The organism is Neochlamydia sp. TUME1, assembly GCF_000813645.1.
Classification (GTDB): Bacteria; Chlamydiota; Chlamydiia; order Chlamydiales; family Parachlamydiaceae; genus Neochlamydia.
Genome location: NZ_JRXI01000236.1, coordinates 1 through 1,385 on the forward strand (window position 1 = coordinate 1; position 1,385 = coordinate 1,385).

The 1,385-nt window shown below is 35.4% G+C and carries 2 protein-coding genes and 1 pseudogene; 1 reads left to right on the forward strand and 2 read right to left on the reverse strand.

Translation table 11 applies throughout. The features are described 5' to 3' along the window. Positions 1-55 precede the first annotated feature (55 nt). Positions 56-196 (reverse strand): annotated as a pseudogene (locus tag DB41_RS11500) (transposase); the annotation flags it as partial. Between the two features lie 87 nt (positions 197-283). On the opposite strand from DB41_RS11500, the gene DB41_RS10290 reads away from it, so the two are divergent. Next, positions 284-544 (forward strand): hypothetical protein, encoded by a 261-nt coding sequence (locus DB41_RS10290; RefSeq protein WP_039387023.1) that lies wholly within the window; start codon positions 284-286, stop codon positions 542-544. 310 nt (positions 545-854) lie between these two features. Here the strand turns inward: DB41_RS10290 and DB41_RS10300 are convergent. Beyond that, a partial coding sequence (locus DB41_RS10300; protein ID WP_162180960.1) for a transposase occupies positions 855-1,385 on the reverse strand: 531 nt, incomplete at its 5' end.

Genomic DNA, 1,385 nt, shown 5'->3' on the forward strand with positions numbered 1-1,385 from the left:
CTCACTATCTTATCTTCAAGTATACTTTATCACTCATCCAATCCTCATGAATTTCCTAAAGTATTGCTGTAACCAATCTTTCGCATGATTCTTCATTTGGAAATACTCTTACTATTCTTGTGCGTCTCTTAATCTCTTGATTCAATCTATCCATTATATTAGAAGTTCGAATTTTTACGTGATGATGAGAAGAAAATTGAAAAAATGTCGGGTATAATTAAAAGTGTTGGCAAGATAAGGAAAGATTAATACATACTGAAAGTGTAGCAAAAGGAGGTTGCATATGCTTAAGGAAGAAGAAGTTAATAATGTAGTAAATCGATTAAAGAATCATCCCAACTTATTAGAATCCATTAAAGAATTATTAGATATTACCGAAGGAATTAAAGGGATAGAAGTGGCGGATGATGCTGAATTTGCTCTTATTCCCGAAGTTAGGGGTTTAGGGAAAAAATGCCTTGAGGATTGGGCAAAGCATCAAGTAAATGAACAAGAAGCCAAGGCTCAGGAAATGAAATTAAGACAGCATTCTAAAAAAAACTAAATTGGCATACAACATTTGGGATAGTAGGTATGGAAGAAAGATGCTTCCTACAAGCAGGAAAATTGATTAGACCCTTTTCCTTTTATTCCAAGGTTAGATGCAGAGGGTATTCTTTACCATTAGAGCGAGCAATAACCGACTTTGGAGCAGATATTGCGTTTGGAAAATTAGGGGAAACCTGTTTATTGCCTAAATGGCGTCCGGCATAAAGATAGCGTGAACTTAGTCTAGGCTTTTATATGGAACGTAGGAACCTCATAGAGGATATTAAGAGAAAACTATAGTGGTTTAAATTTTAAATTTCTGTTCATTAACATATACTTAAAAAAGAGTAATCAATGGTTTGAGCAAGAGTAGAAAACTTACTTAAGTTTGCTGCTACGATCTTCTTAAAATTAGCCCAAAAGGTTTCAATAGGGTTTAGATCGGGAGAATAGGGCGGTATAAATAAAATCTCACACCCTGCCTTTTTGATAAGCTCATGAGTGGCTTGCGATTTATGGAAGGTAGCATTATCCATAATCAGGATCTGCCCTGCTTTAAGCTCGGGTATCAATATTTTTTCTAGCCAAAAGTTAAACAAAAGAAAATTACAAGTACCTGTATAACAAAAAGGAGCTAAAATTTTAGACTTGTATTTAGCTGCTATAAAGCTTTCCCTAGCAAATGAACGACCTGCTATAGCACCATAAATCTTTTCTCCTATAGGCCCTCTTGCATGTTGGCGCTGTAAGCCTAGGAAACAGAAAAACACCCAGCGTGTTGTTGGCTTTCGCGTAGGTTTCTTAAGCTGATTTAAGAAGTTCTCACCATTTTCTCGCAATTTTTTTCGGATTTTATA

What these genes read in the sequence shown, in the direction of transcription:
- DB41_RS10290 (WP_039387023.1), top strand. Translation starts at nt 284, where the DNA reads ATGCTTAAGGAAGAAGAAGTTAATAATGTAGTAAATCGATTAAAGAAT.